Source organism: Labrenzia sp. CP4, from assembly GCF_001579905.1.
Taxonomy (GTDB): domain Bacteria; phylum Pseudomonadota; class Alphaproteobacteria; order Rhizobiales; family Stappiaceae; genus Roseibium; species Roseibium algicola.
Genome location: NZ_CP011927.1, coordinates 2,196,075 through 2,213,540, shown reverse-complemented (window position 1 = coordinate 2,213,540; position 17,466 = coordinate 2,196,075). Strand labels below are relative to the sequence as shown.

Annotated in this window: 14 protein-coding genes; 11 read left to right on the top strand and 3 right to left on the bottom strand. The window is 59.2% G+C overall.

Features of this window, described 5'->3' with window-relative positions:
• Positions 1-250: 250 nt before the first annotated feature.
• The 3 genes from ACP90_RS10245 to ACP90_RS10235 all read right to left on the bottom strand — a co-directional run bounded on the left by ACP90_RS10245 (position 251) and on the right by ACP90_RS10235 (position 5,118).
• Positions 251-1,786, bottom strand: coding sequence for a hypothetical protein (locus ACP90_RS10245; protein WP_023000689.1), 1,536 nt, complete (start codon positions 1,784-1,786; stop codon positions 251-253).
• Positions 1,787-1,799: 13 nt separating this feature from the next.
• Positions 1,800-3,653, bottom strand: a complete 1,854-nt coding sequence (gene flgK, locus ACP90_RS10240) for a flagellar hook-associated protein FlgK (protein WP_062488258.1) — start codon at positions 3,651-3,653, stop codon at positions 1,800-1,802.
• Between the two features lie 73 nt (positions 3,654-3,726).
• The gene (locus tag ACP90_RS10235) at positions 3,727-5,118 is read right to left on the bottom strand and encodes a flagellar hook-basal body complex protein (RefSeq protein ID WP_062488257.1); all 1,392 of its coding nucleotides are present in this window, start codon (positions 5,116-5,118) and stop codon (positions 3,727-3,729) included.
• A 310-nt stretch (positions 5,119-5,428) separates the two neighbouring features.
• Between ACP90_RS10235 and ACP90_RS10230 the strand changes: the two genes are divergently transcribed.
• From ACP90_RS10230 to ACP90_RS10180, 11 genes are all read left to right on the top strand, one after another.
• Positions 5,429-6,274 (top strand): MoxR family ATPase, encoded by an 846-nt coding sequence (locus ACP90_RS10230; protein ID WP_062491512.1) that lies wholly within the window; start codon positions 5,429-5,431, stop codon positions 6,272-6,274.
• A gap of 105 nt (positions 6,275-6,379) precedes the next feature.
• Entirely contained in the window at positions 6,380-6,916 is a 537-nt protein-coding gene (locus tag ACP90_RS10225) for a hypothetical protein (protein ID WP_208993496.1), read from the top strand.
• Between the two features lie 61 nt (positions 6,917-6,977).
• Positions 6,978-7,502: a histidine phosphatase family protein gene (locus ACP90_RS10220; protein ID WP_023000684.1), complete on the top strand. Its 525-nt coding sequence runs from the start codon at positions 6,978-6,980 to the stop codon at positions 7,500-7,502.
• A 46-nt stretch (positions 7,503-7,548) separates the two neighbouring features.
• A complete protein-coding gene (locus ACP90_RS10215; RefSeq protein ID WP_062488256.1) occupies positions 7,549-9,063 on the top strand; it encodes a YcjX family protein in 1,515 nt (504 codons plus the stop codon).
• On the top strand, positions 9,060-10,106 hold the full coding sequence (locus ACP90_RS10210; protein ID WP_062488255.1) for a TIGR01620 family protein: 1,047 nt from the start codon (positions 9,060-9,062) through the stop codon (positions 10,104-10,106). The genes ACP90_RS10215 and ACP90_RS10210 overlap by 4 nt, the downstream gene beginning before the upstream one ends.
• A 261-nt stretch (positions 10,107-10,367) precedes the next feature.
• Entirely contained in the window at positions 10,368-12,470 is a 2,103-nt protein-coding gene (locus tag ACP90_RS10205) for an autotransporter outer membrane beta-barrel domain-containing protein (RefSeq protein WP_062488254.1), read from the top strand.
• A 141-nt stretch (positions 12,471-12,611) separates the two neighbouring features.
• Positions 12,612-13,148: a dTDP-4-dehydrorhamnose 3,5-epimerase family protein gene (locus tag ACP90_RS10200; RefSeq protein ID WP_062488253.1), complete on the top strand. Its 537-nt coding sequence runs from the start codon at positions 12,612-12,614 to the stop codon at positions 13,146-13,148.
• Between the two features lie 47 nt (positions 13,149-13,195).
• Entirely contained in the window at positions 13,196-14,101 is a 906-nt protein-coding gene (locus tag ACP90_RS10195; protein ID WP_062488252.1) for a Gfo/Idh/MocA family oxidoreductase, read from the top strand.
• Complete coding sequence (locus ACP90_RS10190; protein WP_062488251.1) at positions 14,098-15,069, top strand: glycosyltransferase family 2 protein; 972 nt, start codon at positions 14,098-14,100, stop codon at positions 15,067-15,069. Before ACP90_RS10195 ends, ACP90_RS10190 begins: the two co-directional genes overlap by 4 nt.
• A 39-nt stretch (positions 15,070-15,108) precedes the next feature.
• The gene (locus tag ACP90_RS10185; protein WP_062488250.1) at positions 15,109-16,284 is read left to right on the top strand and encodes a VWA domain-containing protein; all 1,176 of its coding nucleotides are present in this window, start codon (positions 15,109-15,111) and stop codon (positions 16,282-16,284) included.
• Between the two features lie 33 nt (positions 16,285-16,317).
• Positions 16,318-17,445, top strand: coding sequence for a hypothetical protein (locus ACP90_RS10180; RefSeq protein ID WP_062488249.1), 1,128 nt, complete (start codon positions 16,318-16,320; stop codon positions 17,443-17,445).
• Positions 17,446-17,466: the final 21 nt, after the last annotated feature.

Below are 17,466 nucleotides of genomic sequence, written 5' to 3'. Positions count from 1 at the left end.
TCGATCTTTACGCGGTATGCCGCGATTTGTTTTTTGAAAAGGGATAATGAAAAGAACGCGCCGTTGCCAAAGGCCCCGGCGGCAAACCGGTTGGAACTGGACACCAGAAGATATCCGTCGGGAAGAAAGGCAACCAGGAGAGTGTTTCCCCAAAGGGGGAATATTTCAAGGCCTTTCCCGGCCCTGACCGGCAGTCCAGGCAGCCGTGAGCGAAGACCGCCCGGGGAAAAGCCGGAAGTTCCGGGTGATCCTAGAGGTAATCGGACAGGGTCAGATTGAACACGATCGACGAGGCCCTGTAGGAAACCTCGATATTGGTCTGCAATTGCAGGATCTCGGCGGCGACCTGATCCTGGTCGATACCCTCGATATCCGCGATCGTGCCTTCGTAGCTGCTCTTCATTTGCACGTGCCGGTCATCGGTCAGCGACACTGTCCGATGCGTGATGGCAATGTCCGTGGCAATATCGGTGATCCCGGACTGATCGACACCTGGCGGCTGCAAGGTCGTGCGCAGATTGGTCGACAGGGTATTGTAATATTCTTCGTCGATCGTCGAGCCGCCCGAAAAATCCGCGGCAATGAAAGCCGCAAGCGACTGGACCAGTTCCTGCAGGGGTGTTTCATTGGCCCGAACGCCGTAGCTTACCGTGAGATTGCTGTCGATCACCGCGTTCTTGTCCGTGCGCGGATCGTCAGTGGCCGTGTTGCGGCCCGTATACCAGGCGACAGTCGTCGATCCACCACCGATCAGCGCGGTTGCGCTGTCGAAGGGAGGTCCGTCGACCCGCTGCGGCTCTTCCCCGCCGAACGTCCTGAAGAACTCTTCTGCCGCCCATTCGTCCGACACGGCGCGAAGGGTTGTCTGAGCCTGGTGCTCGATCTCCGCTTCCAGGGCATCGCGCAGGTTCTGCGCCGTTTCCTCAAGATCGGCGCCGATCGCGAAGGTTCCGTCTTCAGCCGTGCTGTTAGCTGCCGTCAGCTCGATGGAGATCGTCTCGCTGTGATCAGGCGGCAGGGAGAATTCCACCGTGATGGTCTCGCCAAGTTCCGGCTGCCCGGTGAACTGAACGTCGAAGCTGTCCGGATCAGTGCCCGAAGGCCCGGTGATCGCGACGTTGGTCAGGGTCGAGGCAACCGATGCGATGTCGAAACCGAAATCATGTGCACCATCTTCGGCAATGGTGAAGGTGGAATCCGTCGGCACGGGGCCGGCGTAGTTGGTTGTCAGCGCGGAGGTCGATGTGCGGCCATTGTTGCCCGCACCCAGATTTGCCTGGGAATACTCGCTCATGACTGTTTTCAGCCCGTCCCGGCCGTTCGCCCCTTCCAGAATGGCATCGATCTTGGCAACCGGGTCCTGAACGGCATCCGTGCCGCCAAAGACGTAAAATCCGGCGACTTCCGTGTTCAGAATGTTGAGCGCTTCGTTCAACAGAAGTTTGGCGCGGGACTGGGTCTGCGTCTGCCCGTCGTCCTGCAACACGAAATCGTTGGTATCGAGCGCGGATTTCGCGTCCTGCCGGATATCCTCCAGACGCTCCAGCGACATGGTCGAGGTCTGCAGGTGTAAGTTGGCGATAGTGATGGTGTCCTGGTAGCTCTCGATCATGCTGACTTTCTGGGTCAGCTGAATGTCCAGAAGCCGGCGGTCGCCTACTTCGCCGTATGTGGTACCGACCTTGCCTCTGGCGAGCTGGGTTGTCTTGCTTGCCAGCAGATCGTTGAGCTCGCCGAGTTGGCGGGTCAGGTAAGTCCGGGAGGTGGTGATATTCGAAACTGCCATAACGCACCCAACCTTAAACGATGTTCAGGAGCTCTTCGAAGAGATCCTTGATGGTCTGCATGACGCGGGCATTGGCCGCATAGGCGTTTTCCAGCTGAACCATGAAGGCCAGTTCGGCGTCGAGATCGACCGAGTAGCTCTGCTCGTAACGAATGGCGAGGTTCATGGTCAGCGCTTCCTTGGAATCCGCATATGTGGCTGCGTCTTCCGCCTGGTTGCCCTGAAACGCGACGGTCTGGTTGACAAAGCCCAGCAGCGTTCCCTGGAACGGTGTCGACGCGCTGCCGATACCCGAGCCCGGGTCATAGTGTTTCGTGCCGACGCTGAGGGCATCCGACAGGAACTGCGCACGCGCAGGATCGTTGGTCGTATTCGGTGTCGGCGTGGTCTGATAGTTCACCAGTAGCGCGCTATCGGCCAGAAGATCCGGATTAACGCTGATTCCGGAGGCATAGCCGAGCCGCTGGCCACTGCCTTCAAGCGCATCGGTGAAGAGGTCCGTCCCAGCCCTCTGGTCAACGAAGATCGCAAGTCCCAGCCCCTGATCGGAATTCGCCGTCACGGTGACATTCGCACTCAGGCTTTCAACGCTGGTCGGCGCCGTGTTGTCGCCGAGAACCCGAAGGTTGTCCGCCCCGTCATTGCTGACAAGAAGACCGGTGCCGGCAAGTGCTGCGGTGATGTTGGTGATATAGGTTGCCGGAACACCGCTGGAAATGTCGATACCGAAGACCGTGTCGCCCGGATTTGCCGTAGCGGAGTTGTCCAGCGGCAGCAGTGCGGGATCGTCCACGGCCACGAGAGTGACTGTCTGCGGATTGCCGCTGCTGTCGGTGTAATCCAGCGTGATCGTGTTGCCCGGTTGAAGCGCGGACACATCGAGATCGAAACCGCTGTCCAGACCGACGGTCGCAGCTGTGCTTTCAACATTCACATTGGAAAAGGCAAGTGACAGTTCGGCAGCAATCGTGTCGAGCTGCGTCTGCGCCTCGACCAGGATATCATCGCGCAGTTCAGCAGTTGCCTGCATCGAACCTGATTTCGACGACGCGATAAGATCGAACTGGGTGCCGCCTGGTGTTCTCACCATCACCGAGTTGCCTGCCTGGCCCGGCTGCAGCAGATGCGTGGCATCGAAGGTCAGCGTCGATGCCTGGCCGTCGGCGTAAAGCTGGTCGCCGCTGGCGGTGCGGATGGAAATTGAATTGTTGTCGTTCTTGGTGACGTCGATATCGATATAACCGGACAACTGCTCAATCAGCCGGTCGCGCTCGTCTTCCATGTCGGCGGTCGAAACACCGGACTGGGTCGCGTTCTGGATCGCCTCGTCGATGTCTTCGATGCTTGAGAGCAGGCCGTTCACGCTATCTGTCTGGGAAGCCAGTGCGTTGTCCGCTTCCTGGCGCAGGTCCGCGATCTGCTCATAGGATGAGTTGATTTCGCGCGCAAAAGCTTCGGCGGCCGATACCACATCCTTCTGAACGGCATAGTTGCCCGGATCGTTTACCAGGCCGGCAAGTGCAGCTGAAAGATTGCCTGCAAGGGACGACAACGAACTCTTGTCGTCGATCGTGCCGAAGATATCGTCCAGACGATCAGTAAAATCCGCAATCTGCCGGGAGTAGCTGGTGTCGGCGAGAGAGTTGAAATAGTCGGACTGGATCTGCTCGTTGACAATCCGGCGCACTTCCGTCGCATTCATTCCGGCGACGTTGCCGTTGCCGTCGAAATAGACATTCGCCGAAATTATTTTTTTCGAATAGCCGGCCGTATCCGCGTTCGCAATGTTGGACGCGGTGACGTCCAGCTGACGCTGATTGTAGGTGATTCCGAAAACCGCGGTATTCAGGGCACTTGTAAGACCCATGGCGGCTTCTCCTTCCTTATACGCGACCAGGCCAGATGGCCGGCGGGTCAGTGCCCCGCCGGCCTAGGCGGTGTTACCGGACCATATTCAGGGCATCGTCGAGCATTTCGTCTGCTGAGGTGACGATCCTCGAGTTTGCCGAATAGGCCTGCTGGGTGATGATCAGTTTGGAAAACTCGTCCGCGATATCGGCATTGGAGAGTTCCAGCTTCTTGGCCAGGATCTGCCCGCCTCCGGAAAGATCCGCGTCTCCCGATCCGGCCGTTGCCGCAAACGCGGCACCGTCAACGCGCTGCAGGTCCTGCTCGGCCTCGAACGTCGCAAGCGGGATCTGGTAAACCGGACGCTGCTGGTTGTTGGAATAGCTGGCAATGACTCGGCCGGAAGCGTCTACAGCCACTCCGATCAGCTCACCTGCAGGATAGCCATCCGGATCCAGCGACACGGAGCTGGCCCTGCCATCCTTGTCGGAATACTGGGTCAGGGAGCCGTCGGCGAAGGAAAACTCAACGTTCGCAGCCGTCGTGCCGCCGATGGTCAGCGAGGAGATTGTAAAGCCGTCGCCCGTACCGTTCACTGCGGAACCGGCCATGGCACCGGCGGTCAGGGTCGTCATCTCGCCGGTATCGTCGAATTGGACGGTACCAACATCATACCAGGCATCGGTCGCATCGCCACCAGTACCGATATACATCGACCAGGCGTCCTCCACGATGGGCGGGCCAGCATCGTAGTTCGCGGTCTTGGCATAACGGATTTCGACGTTCATCGCCGTACCGTTCTGATTGTAGATCGTTGTGGATCCGCCGGAAATGGAGCTGTTCAGGAAGTCGGTTTCATCTGCAACGGCAACGTTACCGGCACCGACCGAAGCGTTCAGGAGGGCAGTGGTTTCATCCGTGCCATCATAGTCGGTAGTCGCGGGAACCCGTGGCAGGTTGGCCTGGTAGTCCACAGTCGTGGTTGCGGATGCTGCCAGCGGCTGGTTCTCGATCTGGATCACGGCCGGGTTGTCGCCGATCGCATTTCCGGTATTCGGGTCCAGTGGGAAGCCCTGCAGGTAATAGCCGGAACTGTTGATCAGATAACCTTCCTTGTCGCGCTCGAAGTCACCGGCGCGGGTATAGTAGGTCTCATCTGCGAAGGTGGTCGAGCCGTCGACCACGTCGGACGCCTTGGTCACGACGAAATAGCCAGCGCCGTTGATGGCCATGTAGGTATCGACGTCGACCGACGTGATATCACCCTGCACGGTGTTGGTGGCGCGGGAAGTGGCGAAGGTGGTTCCGGAAACCTGCTGGGCCTGCTTGGACCCACCCCCGGAAACCAGATCCGAAAAGGTCGTGTCGAGCCGTTTGTAACCGGTCGTCTGCGAGTTTGCGACGTTACCGGAAATATTCTCCAGAGCCGTAGCCTGCGCAGCCAGTCCGGAGACAGCCGAGTTGATAGCCCCATAAATACCCATTTGCGGTCCTCTTTATAGATCGGGCACTGCGACGCGGGCTTACGCCCATAATCGGCCTTCCTCCGCAAAGGCCGTGCCAGTTTGATGAGGACATAATTTATCTTTTTGTTTCATAGACTTAGGAAATTTTCCTTTTCCAGAAGCGGAAAAAAGAACCCGGCAGGTCACGACCCGACAGGCAAAAACTTCCGCTCTGGCCGGTGGCAGATGTTCAAAATTGCCGTGCGCCGGCACTCCTGCCTTTTACGGGCTTGCACAGCCGCGCGCGGCCTGCCACCTTGCGGCCAACCTAGGAAAAACGGACGGCCAAATGCGCTTTGAAGGAACTGAAAGCTATATTGCCACGGAAGACCTGAGGGTCGCGGTCAACGCCGCAGTCGCCCTGGAGAGGCCGTTGCTGATCAAGGGTGAACCCGGCACCGGCAAGACCGTGCTCGCCGAACAGGTTGCGGTCGCCCTGAAAGCCCCGCTGATCGAATGGCATGTCAAATCCACAACCAAGGCTCAGCAGGGCCTGTATGAATATGACGCCGTTTCGCGCTTGCGCGACAGCCAGCTCGGTGACGAGCGTGTCAAGGACATCAACAACTACATCCGCAAGGGCAAGCTCTGGGAAGCATTCGACGCTGAAGAGCGGCCGGTTCTGATGATTGACGAAGTCGACAAGGCCGATATCGAGTTTCCGAACGATCTTCTCCTGGAACTCGACCGCATGGAGTTCCACGTCTACGAGACCGGTGAAACCGTCCGTGCAAAGCAGCGCCCGGTGGTCATCATCACATCAAACAACGAGAAGGACCTGCCCGACGCCTTCCTGCGCCGGTGCTTCTTCCATTTCATCAAGTTCCCCGATGCCGATACCATGGCGGAAATCGTTGAAGTGCATTTTCCCGGCATCAAGCAACGGCTTCTGTCGGAGGCACTGCGCCTCTTCTATGACGTACGCAACGTCCCCGGACTGAAGAAGAAGCCCTCGACCTCGGAGCTGATCGACTGGATCAAGCTGCTGCTGAACGAAGACATCGATCCTGAAACCCTTCGTCAACAAGATAGCTCCAAACTGATACCGCCGCTGCATGGCGCGCTGTTGAAGAACGAACAGGACGTGCACCTGTTCGAACGCCTGGCATTCATGGCGCGGCGGGAACGGTCCTGAAGATCCGGACCTGCCTCAACGTGAAAGCTGGTCGAGGCTGAGCGCCCGGGCGGCTGACCGGGCAAAACGCGATCTTCGGGTCGGGGTGACAAGGAGACTGACTTGGTGAAACAGGCCACCGCTCTTCTGGTGCTGGCGATGCTCACGCTGCCGATAGCGGCGAGCGGGCCTGTTATCGCACAAGTGCCTCCCGAAAAGGACGCAGGCTGGCAAAGCGATGTCGGCGGATTGCGCCATTTCACCGGCCTGCGCTGCCCCGACATGATCGGCGATTACTACCGCATCAAGGTGATGGAGGGTGATGCCGTCAGCCAGGCGGGATGCATCTACACCGGCCGCGACGGCATTACCGCTGTCCTGCGCAAGCACCTGCAGGGCACCGGCCGCCGCGAAGCGCTGACATTTTCCCGCAATTACAAGGCAGCCGGATTCGAACCGATCAAGCTGACGGGCGCTGCCGCCTCCGGTATCTCGTTCCGGACCCGCAACTGGACGCCGACAAGCCTGTGCGAAACGATGTGGTACTTTTCCGGTGCCACATCGGACTATACATTGTGGCTGTCCTACACGCTGCCGACTCAGGAAGTGGAGATCGGACCGGCAGTAACCGCCTTCACCATGGCGCTTGCCAACCAGAACTGACCGGCAGTCCGGCTTTTGACCCGCCGGCACACTTTCCACTTTCAAGGAACCAGGAAAGACAATGCGGCTCCTTTTGTTCAGACACGCTAAATCAGACTGGGGCGACGCGAACCTGGCCGACATCGACCGGCCTCTGAACAGCCGCGGCAAGACCGCCTCCGTCAAGATGGCCCGCTACATGAAGGAACAGGGCCTGCAGCCCAACCAGATCCTGTGCTCTACTGCACAGAGGACCCGGGAAACCCTGGCCCGACTTCTGCCGACCCTCACACAGGAAACACAGATCCACCTTGTGTCCGACCTCTACCAGCAAAGCGAAGACGACTATGTCGGGCTGATCCGCCGCTATGGTGGCCGGGCCCAGAACCTCATGGTCATTGGCCATAACCCGGCAACCGAGGATACGGCGTTGAGCCTCAGCGGCACAGCATCCAGCGACGCGATTGCCGATATTCAGGAAAAGTTTCCGACTGGCGCTCTTGCCGTGATCGATTTCGACATTGCCGACTGGTCGGAGCTGCAGCCGAAGACCGGCCATCTGGAACGTTTCGTCAAACCACGGGACCTGAAGGAAGACCTCGACTAGAGCATCAGCCGAGTCCCGGATTGTACTTGTTCCCGCCTGCGCCTACATGAACGCGCTGGAGGCCCTTGTGAACCCATTGACGACACTTGCAGAAGAAACCCGGCTGACACTGGCCAATCTTGCCGATGCGGCAACCGATCTGGCAGTGCCGAGCGTCCGGCTGGGCGTGACCGGACTTGCGCGCGCAGGCAAGACCGTCTTTCTGACCGCCCTTGTGCACAACCTCGTTCATGGTGGCCGCCTGCCGCTCTTCAGCGCCGCTTCCGGGCACAGAATGACCGGCGCAAGACTTCAGCCGCAACCTGACGACGCCGTGCCGCGCTTCGACTATGAAGCGCATGTGCGTGCCCTGGTGAGTGAGCGTATCTGGCCGGAATCGACCCGTCAGGTCTCCGAGCTGCGCCTGACCATCGACTATGAGAGCGCCTCCTACTTCCACCGCAAGCTTGGTCCAGGCCGCCTTCATCTCGACCTGATCGATTATCCAGGCGAGTGGTTGCTGGATCTGCCGCTTCTCGGCAAGGACTTTGCCACCTTCTCCGCCGAGGCAATGCGGCGCGCCCGGGCGGAAAACCGGGCGGACATCGCCGCGCCGTTTCTGAAGATCCTGGCCGCTACGGATGCGAACGCGGAGGAAAGCGAACCGGCGGCACAAGAGCTGGCGGCAAAGTTCAAAACCTATCTGGCTGCCTGCAGAGCCGACGCCCACGCCCTGTCCATGCTTCCCCCGGGGCGCTTCCTGATGCCCGGGGATCTCGACGGCTCCCCGGCCCTGACCTTCGCACCGCTGGACATTCCGGCAGACGCAGCCCCGGCCAGGACAGGCACGTTGCGGGCGATGATGGAGCGGCGATACGAGGCCTACAAGACCCACGTTGTGCGTCCGTTCTTCCGCAATCACTTCGCGCGCCTCGACCGCCAGATCGTGCTGGTCGATGTCCTTCATGCCCTGAACGCAGGGCCGCACGCGATTGCCGATCTGGAAACTGCCCTCACCGAAGTTCTCGGAGCTTTCCGGCCGGGCAAACGCAGCTGGCTGTCCTCCATCCTGTCGCGACGGATCGACCGCATCCTGTTCGCGGCGACCAAGGCAGATCACCTGCACAGATCGGATCACGACCGACTGGAGCTGATCCTGAAGAGACTGGTTGCCCGAGCAGAAGAGAAGGCAACATTCAAGGGTGCGGAGGTCGAGGTGCTGGCCATGGCTGCGGTCCGTGCGACGCGTGAGGCGACGGTCAAACATCGCGGCGAAGCTCTGCCTGCGATCCTTGGAACACCGTTGCCGGGCGAACGGCTGAACGGTGACACTTACGACGGAAAAACCGAAATCGCCATGTTTCCCGGTGACTTGCCGGACGACCCTGAATCACTTTTTGGACAAGCTGACTCAGTTTCTGAAGCACTTCGAGCAAGCTTTCAAACCGCTCAGGCAGACCTTCAGTTCCTGAGGTTCCGGCCGCCGGAACTCGACAAGACCGCAGAAGGCCTGACTTTGTCTCTGCCGCATATCCGGCTTGACAGCGCCCTGGAATTCCTGATCGGAGATCGCCTGGCATGACCGGTTCCCAGCCCCCGTCCAATCGCAAACCGACCGCCTTCCGTCTCGATGATTCCAAGGTGCGGATGACCGATGACGAAACAAGGATGCCCTCGGCCGGCGAAGCCCTGGTCACCCAGGCCTTCATTGACGACGAGGAACCTCGCCTTCCCCGCGCCGCCAGCACTCCCAGATCCGGATTTCGGTTCGGCAAGTGGCTGATGATCGGCCTGTCCGGCCTCGTCTCGCTGGCAGTCGGCCTTGCGGTCGACAGCCTGATACGGGATCTCTTTGCCCGGACCGACTGGCTGGGATGGCTGGGTGTGGCTCTTGCCGTTCTGGCGGCACTTGGCCTGCTCGGCCTGGTCATTCGCGAGATCGCGGGCCTCATGCGCCTCGGCCGAATAGACCACCTGCGCGACCGGCTGCAGAGCGCCGCCGAAGCAGATGACGCGAAGGCGGCATCAGTCGGCCTGAAGGAACTGCTCACACTCTACAAGGACCGTCCCGAAACGGCCCAGGGCCGCAAGGCGCTGGCGGGGCATATGCGGGAAGTCATCGACGGCCGGGATCTGGTGAAACTGGCCGAACGCGATCTGCTCAGCCCGCTCGACCTGGAAGCCCGGCGCATCGTGATGAACAGTGCAAAACGCGTTTCCATCGTCACGGCCGTCAGCCCACGGGCACTGGTCGATCTGCTGGCGGTCCTGTTTGAGAACCTGCGCACGATCCGGCGCCTGTCCGCCCTTTACGGCGGGAGACCCGGCACACTCGGCTTCTTGCGCCTCGCAAAACACGTCATGGCACATCTGGCAGTGACCGGCGGCATGGCAGCAGGCGACAGCCTTGCCTCGCAGGTGCTGGGTCACGGTCTGGCGGCTCGACTTTCCGCCCGCCTGGGCGAAGGCGTGGTCAATGGACTGCTCACTGCCCGCATCGGCATTGCAGCAATTGCAGTCTGCAGACCGGCACCGTTCGTGGCCGGCACTGGCCCGACCATCTCGGACTTCATGGGTGAGCTTGTCTCGTTTGCCAAAAAAGAAGACCCGGCTGACAAGTCTTAAAGTTTAGATTTAAAATAATACACGGCATGGTTACGCGCACAACGTAACCAAACCGATTGCTATTTCTACCGATGACACATAAACGTTTCATTCGTTAAGGTTTCTGCGGACGAGCAGTGGCGTCTTCCTCGGAATACAACAATAATAGCCAGGTGAGACGTTAACTTGTGTAGCGACAGGCCGTTGCCAATCCAGACGAAATCCGCCCTTCAGCATCGCCGCCAACTCAAGGCTTTTCTGCTTTGTAGTTGCGCCCTGGTTTTGCTTGGTCCGGAAAAAGGCCTTGCCGGTGACATTACCATCGGCTCAGGCACCACGGTCACCACAACACAGACACTGACGGACGTTGGCGATACCGGCACAGTCGAGAGCGGCGGCACCATCGACGTTACCGATCAGGATGGCCTCGTTCTGGACAACGACGACCAGACAGCAACCAACAACGGCACCATCACAGTCACCAAGACAACCATTGGCACACCTAATTTTGCCGGTATTGGGTCGAACGAAGACGACGCCACCGTTCACAACAACGGGTCCATAACCACTACCGGCAGCCGTGCCTTCGGCATTGCCGGTGACGGGGACGATTTCACGGTCACCAACTCGGGTACCATCACCACAACGGGCAAGGAATCCGATGCAATCTTGTCGCTTGGTGCGGACACGGACATCACCAACTCCGGCACGATTTCCACGACCGGAGAAGCTGCCTATGGCATCAATGCCGAGGGCGACCGTCCGACCGTCTTGAACTCAGGCACGATCACCACGACAGGTGACGACGCCTATGCCATCGACACCGATGAAGACGACGCGAAGATAACCAACACCGGAACGATTACAACGACTGGCGAGGACGCAGACGGCTTCGACAGCGACGGCGACGATGTCATCCTGATCAATACCGGTGTGATGACCATGTCCGGTACGCTGGCAGACGGCATCGACAATGACGGTGACCGCGCCGCGATCACTAACTCGGCCACGATTACTGTTTCTGGGGAAGACGCCAACCCGATCGAATCCAATGGCGACGATGTCACCATTTCCAACAGCGGCACGCTACGTAACACTGGCACGATTTCCGGAGATCATGACGATGTCGGACATGGCATTGCCGTTGACGGCGACAATGTCACGATCACCAATTCCGGCGAGATCTACAGCAGCAACGGTTCCTCGATCTACGTCGATGGTTCTGATGCAACCGTTAGCCTGAACCATGGCACCATACTTCAGGGTGTTCTGACCTTTACCGATCCGACCACCGCAACCCTGAACTACGCGGCCGGGCGAACGGCGATCCTGACCTTCAGCGGCATCCCGGGAACGCTGACGACGGCAGGCCTCACTTCAGCGACCAACGGCAACACGATCACCATCCTCAATCCGGACGATTTCCGGCTGGACACGGTTGCCCAGACCTTCAACACCATGACGCGCGCTGTCACCGGCAGCCTTGAACAGCAGATGGACCTCAATCGACTGGGCAGCACGTCTTTCGTCGCAACCAACGGTCCGGCTCCGGAAGAGCAAAACGCCACCGCTCTTTGGGTTACGCCTCTCGGCGGTGTTCTTTCCAGGCAAGGCAGCGACGGGTTCGACCATACATTCGGCGGCATCACTGCCGGGGCTGAGAAGACATTCGCCGAAGGGCTTGCCGCCGGTGTTGCCGGTGGTTTCACCATCGGCAGGACGACCAGCGACGGCGACATTCACTCGGCCTCCAGCTACAGCATCCACGCCGGTGGCTATCTCAGCCGCTCCTGGCAGGCGACCTTTGCTCAATTCAGCCTTCTCGGCGGCTACCTGAAGAGCGATGAAGACGTCACCGTCCTCAACAACATGGTTGTCGGTGGCCTGCAGGACCTTTCCATCGACTACGACTATGTCTACGTCACGCCCTCCGCGCGTCTCGGCCATGCCTTCGCCCTGAGTGAGGGTACGCTGACACCCAGCGCTCGTGTGCGCTACTCGGGTCTCTGGCAAACGGGCGACGCCGATGAAAGCGCAACCGGCCTTTCGGTTTCCGGCCGGTCGCTGCACGTTCTGGAACTGCGCGCGCAGGCGACCTACGATCATGCCCCCATCGTCCAGAATGGCGGCACGCTCTATCTCAGTGCGAATGCGGGTATCGACGGCATCTTCACGCTAAACGACAGTGTCGACGGCACCCTGCAGGGAGCTGCCTTGAACCTGTCAGTCGACGACGACGATGCGGTGCTCCGCGGTTTTGCGGCAGCCGATGCCGTGTGGCAGGTCAATGACGGCACGAAATTTCTCGCCGGAATAGAAGGCGGTTACGACAGCGCCGATACACTATCCGCATCGGTTCGCCTGGGCGCCAAGATCAGTTTTTGAGGACTTGGGAAAGCCCCCTTCCCTCAAACGCCGTTCCGATGCTGGCCTCCACATCGTCGTGAAACCTGTTAGTCTGTCCCTTGGTCCGGATGGGCCGCGAAGCTTGCGCGAGAAAAACGGTCGTTGGGGTCAGGCAATTCGATGAAAACCGAAGAAACGTCAATTGAAGGCGTGATTGTCCATGACCTGGTTTCGCACATCGATGATCGCGGCAGTTTCACCGAAATCTACCGGGAGACCTGGCTCACCGGTTTCAAGTCGATCCAGTGGAACATCGTCACCTCGAAAGAAGACACATTGCGCGGTGTTCACGTGCACAAGGATCACTACGATTATCTGATGGTCCTGTCCGGAAAGATGCTGCTTGGTCTGCATGACATACGCCGCGACAGCCCAACCATTGGAACATCGCAGTTTCTCGATCTTTCAGCGGAAAACAGACGAGCTGTTTCAATTCCGCCGGGTGTTTGCCACGGATTTTATTTTCCGCAAGCCGCGACGCATCTTTATTCCGTTTCCACCTACTTTGACCCGACGGACGAATTGGGCTGCAAGTTCGATTGTCCGGAACTGAACCTGTCTTGGCCAACGAAGGACCCTGTCCTTTCCGATAGAGACAGAACAGCCGACAACTATTCGCAGATGATTGTTAAATTCTATGCGGACGCCAATGCCTGATTACGCAGTCACCTGCAATTTCACATCGCCGGCTGTTGGACACAGCCATGACTGATATCGGTCTGGTTGGCTTTGGCCGGTGGGGAAAGCTCATCTTTCGCGATCTGCGCAGCTTGGGTGTAAACGTGCATGTGGCGGTGCCCGGTTCGGACAGCCAGAACGCAGCCCGGGAGGTCGGAGCCGCTTCGGTGTGCGATAGCGCTGCCAAGCTTCCTGACTGCGCGGGATATGTCATTGCGCCACCAACAGTGCTTCACGCAGCCTGCATCGACGCACTTGCACCGCGGAACCGGCCGATCTTCTGCGAGAAACCGGTCACCAACGACGCACAGACGGCGCAAAGACTTGCCGATACGCTGCAGGAACGTCTCTTCGTCATGGACAAGTGGCGCTATCATCCCGGCATTCTGAAACTTGCGGAACTGGCAAAATCCGGCGCTCTGGGCCAGATCGAAGCGGTGCGCACCTATCGGCTCGGCTGGGGCAATCCTCACAAGGATGTCGACAGCCTCTGGATCCTGATGCCGCATGATCTTTCGATCGCACTCGAAATCCTGGGAACATTGCCCAAGGCTCATTCGGCGATCGCCCAGATCCCGGGCCTGGGTGGTGAGGACCTGATTGCCCGTCTTCAAAACGATGGGGAACCGCTCACCGTCACCATGGAGATCTCTTCCCTCCATCCGGCCCCAAAACGCTCCGCCGTCGTGATCGGCAGCAAGGCGGTGGCCCAACTGGCCTCATCCTATGACGATCGCATTCTCCTTGCTCCGAGAGATCACGGCCAGAAGCCTCAGCAAATCGAGGTTGGCACGAAAATGCCTCTTCTGGCCGAACTGGAAGCATTCGTCGCGCACCTGGAAGGGGGGGCTGCTCCAAAGTCCTCGGCTGCAGAAGGCGCATTGATCGTCAGGCGCATTGCCGAACTCAGAGCGCTCGCAGGATTGCCGTGACCCATCCGCGCTTCACCGTCCTGCTGCCGGTCAACAGACCTCCCGCGCTTCTGCCTTTCGCCGTCGAAAGTGTTCTGGGCCAGTCCCTGCAAGATTTCGAACTGTTCATCGTTTGTGACGGCGCGCCCCAAGAGACCGTGCAGGAAGCGGAGAAGTTGGCTGGGCGTGACGAGAGGATCCGTGTTTTTTCCTTCCCCAAGGGAGAACGGCACGGCGAAGCTCATCGGGACACGGCTCTCAAGCAGGCAAACGGCAAATTTGTTGCCCAGATCGGCGATGACGACATCTGGTTTCCCGAACATCTGTCGGAACTGGGCCGCCTGCTGCAAACCTGCGACTTCGGTAATCTGCTTCAGGCTGAAATTCTGCCTGACGGGACGTTCAAGGTTCATATCGGACACCTGTCGGACGCGGACACGCGCCGCAAGATGCTGGAGACGCGTTGGAACTTCTTCGGCCCGTCGACGGTTGGCTATTCCCTTGAGGCCTATCGGTCTCTGGATGTCGGCTGGAGCCCGGCACCACCTGACTTCTGGACCGACCTCTTCATGTGGCGGAAGTTCCTGGCACGCCCGGACTTCACCTTTGCAACACGGCCCACGGTTCAATGCATCAAGCCTTCCGCCGTGCACCGTCAGGACATGTCGCTTGCCGAGAGGCAGGGTGAAATGATGGCGCTGATGCAAAGGTTTGCCGATCCGGCGGAAAGGCAGGATTTCCAGACCAGCTGCAATGAAATGCTGATCAAACACCTCAGGTCCGAAAGCCGGCAGCATGCGGACAACGCGGCCCGGCAGACGCAAACGATTTCCGCCCAGCAGGGGAAGATCCGAGAATTGCAGGCCGAACTCGACCTGCAGAAACGCCGTTACGACGCAATCCTCGCCTCGTCTTCCTGGAAGATGACGGCGCCCTTTCGCAAAAGTGGCAAGCTGCTTCGCAAACTCCTGTCGAAGCGTCCTTTTTGACCCCTCGACAGGCAACTGCCGGGAACTTACCTTTCGCACATGTTCATTACCTTCTTCACCGAACTGAAATCGGCCGGCATCCCGGTCTCGCTCCGCGAATATCTGACGCTGATGGAAGCGTTGGATAAGGATCTGGCAGAAAAGAGCGTCGAGGATTTCTACTATCTCGCCCGGCTCACGCTGGTGAAGGACGAGAGCAACCTGGACAAGTTCGACCGCGTCTTCGGCCACGTCTTCAAGGGGCTCGACCTCATGAGCGAGGTTGCCACCACCGAGATACCGGAGGAATGGCTGCGCCGCCTGGCGGAAAAGCATCTCAGTGAAGAGGAAAAGGCCCAGATCGAAGCACTCGGCGGCTTTGAAAAGCTGATGGAGACCCTGCGCGAACGCCTCAAGGAGCAGCAAAAGCGGCACCAGGGCGGCAACAAATGGATCGGGACAGCCGGCACGTCGCCGTTCGGTGCCTATGGCTACAATCCGGAAGGTGTGCGCATCGGCCAGCACGAAAGCCGGCACCGTCGTGCGGTCAAGGTCTGGGACAAGCGCGAATTCAAGGATCTCGACGACACCCAGTTGCTAGGCACCCGCAACATCCAGGTCGCCCTGAAGCGACTGCGCAACTTCGCACGAACGGGTGCTGCTGAAGAACTGGACCTCGATGACACCATCCGCGCAACAGCCCACAAGGGCCTTCTGGACATCAAGATGCGGCCGGAACGCCACAACGCGGTCAATGTGTTGTTGTTCTTCGATATCGGCGGGTCGATGGACGATCATATCCGGGTCTGTGAGGAGCTGTTTTCAGCCGCACGTTCCGAATTCAAGGTGATGGAACACTTCTACTTCCACAATTGCCTTTACGAGTATGTCTGGAAGGAAAACCGCCGCCGCCATACCGAGCGCATGCCGACGATGGACGTGCTGCACAAGTACCCTGCCGACTACAAGATCATCTTTGTCGGCGATGCGTCCATGAGCCCCTACGAGATTGCCTACCCTGGCGGCTCGGTAGAGCACTGGAACGAGGAAGCCGGAGCCGACTGGATGCAGCGGATCACCGGGCTTTACAAGAGCGCGGTCTGGCTGAACCCGGTTCGGCAGGAACACTGGCACTACACGCATTCCATCCAGATGTTGAACGAACTCATGGAAGGCCGCATGTTTCCCATGACCGTCGAAGGTCTGACGGACGCCATGAAGGAACTGGCCAGGTAGATTTTCCGCACAAAAGGCGCAGAAAGGGAACACATGGAACCGACCCCAAAACCCGTTCACCCTTTCGCGCAACCTGTTTCCCACGCAACCACCACCGGCATGTCCGGCGGAGGATTTTACAACGCCAACTCGGCTGCCCAATGGTCTGCCATCGAAAAGATATTGCCACTCGTTGAAGAGGCGATTGCGAGCCTGCCGGTTGAGGGTAGCGGTCCCGTTGGCATTGCCGACTACGGCTGCTCGGAAGGCCGTAATTCTGTTGCCGTCATGAAACACGCCCTCCCGGCATTGCTTGCACGCACCGAACGGCCGATCCAGACCATCCATTCAGACCTTCCCACAAACGACTTTTCTGAACTTTTCCGCAGCCTCAGACCGGATGGCGGCTCGGTCTTCGGGTCTGAGAGGGTTTACTCGGCCGCAATCGGTGGCTCGATGTACGATCAGCTCTACCCGCCGCAGAGCTTGCACCTTGCCACCACCTTCAACGCCATCGGCTTTCTCTCCTGCCGTCCCGTCGACAGGTTGCCCGGCTATATCCTTCCCAACGGCCCAAGTGTGGCACGGGCAAACGGTTATGTTTCCGAAGAAGACCGGCATGCCTTTGCCGAACAGGCGAAGAACGATATCGCCCGTTTCCTCACCGTCCGCGCAAGGGAGCTGGTTCCAGGTGGCAAGCTGCTGGTCCAGGTGTTTGGCTCCAAGGGACCGGCTCGAACCTGTGATGGCCTTTATGATCTTCTGAACGACGCGGTTCTGGACTTCGTCGAGGCCGGAGACATCAGCAGGGACGTCTACGACCGCTATTACCAGCCGGTGTACATGCGAGACCTGCAAGAACTTGCAGGCCCGGTCACCAACGATACATATGGAGCTGCCGGCCTCTATTCACTCGACCGGTCAATGGAGTACGAAATTGCGGTCCCGTTCGTCGACCGCTTCAAGCAGGACGGCGATCTTGACCGCTATGCCCGCGACTATGTCAATTTCTTCCGCGCCTTCACCGAAGCGGTGTTGCGCGCCGCCCTGCCTGAAAGCCCATCACGGAAGGATCTGATCAACCGGATCTTTGCAAGGGCCGAAGACCGCCTGAAGGCTGACACCAGCCTCTACCCCTTCCGTTATGCAGCCGTCGCCATGTTGCTGACGCGCAATGGCTGACGGCTGGGGTTCACGAGCCGA

Bases quoted from the DNA above. Each gene is read 5' to 3' on its own strand.
- ACP90_RS10245 (WP_023000689.1), bottom strand. From the start codon at position 1,786: ATGGCAGTTTCGAATATCACCACCTCCCGGACTTACCTGACCCGCCAA.
- flgK (WP_062488258.1), bottom strand. From the start codon at position 3,653: ATGGGTCTTACAAGTGCCCTGAATACCGCGGTTTTCGGAATCACCTAC.
- ACP90_RS10235 (WP_062488257.1), bottom strand. From the start codon at position 5,118: ATGGGTATTTATGGGGCTATCAACTCGGCTGTCTCCGGACTGGCTGCG.
- ACP90_RS10230 (WP_062491512.1), top strand. From the start codon at position 5,429: ATGCGCTTTGAAGGAACTGAAAGCTATATTGCCACGGAAGACCTGAGG.
- ACP90_RS10220 (WP_023000684.1), top strand. From the start codon at position 6,978: ATGCGGCTCCTTTTGTTCAGACACGCTAAATCAGACTGGGGCGACGCG.
- ACP90_RS10215 (WP_062488256.1), top strand. From the start codon at position 7,549: ATGAACGCGCTGGAGGCCCTTGTGAACCCATTGACGACACTTGCAGAA.
- ACP90_RS10210 (WP_062488255.1), top strand. From the start codon at position 9,060: ATGACCGGTTCCCAGCCCCCGTCCAATCGCAAACCGACCGCCTTCCGT.
- ACP90_RS10200 (WP_062488253.1), top strand. From the start codon at position 12,612: ATGAAAACCGAAGAAACGTCAATTGAAGGCGTGATTGTCCATGACCTG.
- ACP90_RS10195 (WP_062488252.1), top strand. From the start codon at position 13,196: ATGACTGATATCGGTCTGGTTGGCTTTGGCCGGTGGGGAAAGCTCATC.
- ACP90_RS10185 (WP_062488250.1), top strand. From the start codon at position 15,109: ATGTTCATTACCTTCTTCACCGAACTGAAATCGGCCGGCATCCCGGTC.
- ACP90_RS10180 (WP_062488249.1), top strand. From the start codon at position 16,318: ATGGAACCGACCCCAAAACCCGTTCACCCTTTCGCGCAACCTGTTTCC.